The organism is Waterburya sp., from assembly GCF_058530065.1.
Genome location: NZ_JBZNBU010000351.1, coordinates 1 through 2655, shown reverse-complemented (window position 1 = coordinate 2655; position 2655 = coordinate 1). Strand labels below are relative to the sequence as shown.

The following is a 2655-nucleotide window of genomic DNA, read 5'->3' as shown; positions in this document are numbered from 1 at the left end:
GTACTTAATCAGCTTCAAGTTCTTTTTTGACAAGTGTTTCCACCTTTTTCAGCAAACCCTATTTAACTATTACATCAAACTCAGCACCTTTTGAAATAGATTTTAGACCATAACTGCTAGACCAAAAATAAGGTTTCCAAAAATATTTAGATAAATATTCAGAATATTCTTTTCTAATCAGTCTAGAGCTAACGGTTTTTAAGTTGGCTATTAACTGGGATAGATTAAGAGATGGGTGTTCTTCAAAAAGTACGTGGATATGGTCTGTTTCCCCAGAAAAACTAACGATATTACATCGCCACTTATTTAAAGTATTTCTAAATATCGATTCTAGTCTTTGTAGCATCTCTTCAGTAATCAACTTATGTCTGTATTTAATCTGTAAAGTAATTGGGACAAGAGAATGGAATAAAGATAGTATCTGTCTACGCACGAGGTACATCAAGTACAGCCTACGACGGAACAGGTAAAGTCAAACGAGATAAAGATAACTATGCACTTGGATCGTTCAGCACCAAGAAAAGATATGCCATAGATTATATAGATCTAAGTGCTTCGTACAATATTGCAGCTAGATATATAGCGTATAAGCTTAAACTTGCCACTAAATACGGCAAGTTGCTTGTCAGCCAAAGTTCTGACAGTAAACCTGGAAACTGGGTAAGTCTGTCATCTTTGTGGGCAAGACCTGCAATGGTGATTGACCAAGATACCACGACTATTTATCCTCGAATGGGGACAACCCTTAGGGTTTAGTCGCTGGAGGCTTCATGCGAGTCAAAATAGAAGATGATATCTTGTCGATCGCTCTTGAAGATCTGCCAGCCTACAAAAAAGGCGGTTCTGTAGTGCGCAATAGCTATTTTTGGGCTTTAAAATCCATTACTTGCTTCAACTCTAGGAATAAAGATTGGGAATATGATCGCCAAGTCTGGATCGCTCTTGCTAGAATGCTGTTGGCATTTGCAGAATCGGGATATTTAAGCGATCGCGAAACCAATTTGGAATTTTCGACTGATACTCCCATTCCTCCAGAATTACGTTCTGTTTCTAGCTACTTGTAAGCAACAACTAAGTTCCAGAAAAACCTAACGGAAAAAAAGGCGATGGTAGCAAAACCCAAAATAATGATGGCAAGTAAGAGAATCAAACCGAAAATTAACCAAGGATTATTATTTTTCCCTTCAACAATATCTAAATGCCGTTCTAACAATTGAATATTTTTGACATTCGATTTCCAACCTACATCAAATAAATCTCCCAAAACGGGAATAGTTCCCGCAAAAGAGTCTAAGAGGATATTTACTACCATCTGACCTAGTACTTTCCTAGGAATGCCCATTCTTGCGGCTTCAATGACGATATATGCCGACAATCCCCCAGTAATCGTATCTCCTCCCCCAGGAAGCAAACCTAGAATCGGGTCTAAACCGAAACTTATTTTTGTTCCAGGTATGGCGATCGCATTATCTAAGACTCGACTAATACGACGCAGTCGATTAATCCTAGCTATCTGCTTAACAGGGGAAGAAGTTTTCATTTATCTATTTATCTATCAATCAATAAAGATTAAACATTAAACACCTAAGTCTTCTATCGCCAACCGAATTTGTTCGATACGTCTGCGATTGACCCCTAAATCCGATTCTCCAACTCTAGAAGCAGAGCGGACTTGAATTGTTTTTTCATCTTCTGGGAAATAAAATTCTACATCATCAACAAACTTAAAAATACGACTAGTAGACTCGGCAAGAACGTAGTTATTGGTTTCTTCGATAATTTCCGTACGAGGCACTACAGATAATACTTTCAACAAAGTTTCTTTAGCATTAGCGCGATCGCCATTATAGGTAATAGCAGCAATACTGTGGTCGGCATCCCCATTTTGACTGACAACACAATTAGGAGATGTTGGACAGGCAGAAAGCTCTCCATTAATGACTCCCAGAGCCAAAACAGAGTTACTAAAACTCAAACTACCAAATAGAAAAACAAACAGACCCAAAATAATCGATAGGAAACGAGACACGATAAGTTTACTCTCTAACAAAACACTTCTTGATAATTTTATTGATATAGCCATTGAGATCGCTAGTCCGAGAAGCGATCGCCGTCAGGCATATGTATCTTAATATTTGAGTATAACCTAGTGAGTGTAACCGCTTCTAAATATCTAGACAACGTGAGTTCGATGACAACAAAATTAGTTGGTGGCGACGAGGACGATGAAATAAAGAGAGATGTTGATTAGGAGAAGTCATCAAGCCTAATTAAAAGCTCGTCAATTAAAATGATAATCATTATTATATAGTGATAGAGATAATTATTATCATTATTTTTTACGAGTGAAATTACCCGAATATATCGATAGCGCGATTATTGGTGCAGGAGTTCAGGCTCTTACTTTAACTACCCACCTGTTACAAAAAAGTGCGAAACACTATTCTAAATTCCTAGTTTTCGATCCCAGTCAAACTTGGATGAGTCAATGGCAGCAGCAATTTGCAGCACAACAAATTCCCTATCTTCGTTCTCCTGCCGTTCATCATCCCGATCCCAACCCCCATCAATTAAGAACCTTTGCAGAACATAGACATAGCGAACTGTTTCCGCCCTATGACAGACCAGGAACAAAGCTATTTAATGATTTCTGTC

5 protein-coding genes are annotated in these 2655 nt (G+C 38.0%); 2 read left to right on the top strand and 3 right to left on the bottom strand.

The genetic code is table 11. From position 1 onward, the window contains the following. Nucleotides 1-58: 58 nt before the first annotated feature. The gene (tnpA, locus tag AC33VI_RS20915; protein ID WP_491784200.1) at nt 59-442 is read right to left on the bottom strand and encodes an IS200/IS605 family transposase; all 384 of its coding nucleotides are present in this window, start codon (nt 440-442) and stop codon (nt 59-61) included. Nucleotides 443-770: 328 nt separating this feature from the next. Between tnpA and AC33VI_RS20910 the strand changes: the two genes are divergently transcribed. Beyond that, a complete protein-coding gene (locus AC33VI_RS20910; protein ID WP_491784199.1) occupies nt 771-1064 on the top strand; it encodes a hypothetical protein in 294 nt (97 codons plus the stop codon). On the opposite strand, the gene AC33VI_RS20905 is transcribed toward AC33VI_RS20910, so the two are convergent. Both AC33VI_RS20905 and AC33VI_RS20900 read right to left on the bottom strand, forming a co-directional pair. Beyond that, on the bottom strand, nt 1055-1540 hold the full coding sequence (locus tag AC33VI_RS20905) for a DUF4112 domain-containing protein (protein WP_491784198.1): 486 nt from the start codon (nt 1538-1540) through the stop codon (nt 1055-1057). The genes AC33VI_RS20910 and AC33VI_RS20905 overlap by 10 nt on opposite strands. A 36-nt stretch (nt 1541-1576) precedes the next feature. Continuing rightward, the gene (locus tag AC33VI_RS20900) at nt 1577-2029 is read right to left on the bottom strand and encodes a DUF1499 domain-containing protein (RefSeq protein WP_491784197.1); all 453 of its coding nucleotides are present in this window, start codon (nt 2027-2029) and stop codon (nt 1577-1579) included. A gap of 316 nt (nt 2030-2345) precedes the next feature. Between AC33VI_RS20900 and AC33VI_RS20895 the strand changes: the two genes are divergently transcribed. Beyond that, nucleotides 2346-2655, top strand: a 310-nt coding sequence (locus AC33VI_RS20895; RefSeq protein WP_491784196.1) for an FAD/NAD(P)-binding protein, incomplete at its 3' end; no start/stop codon positions are given.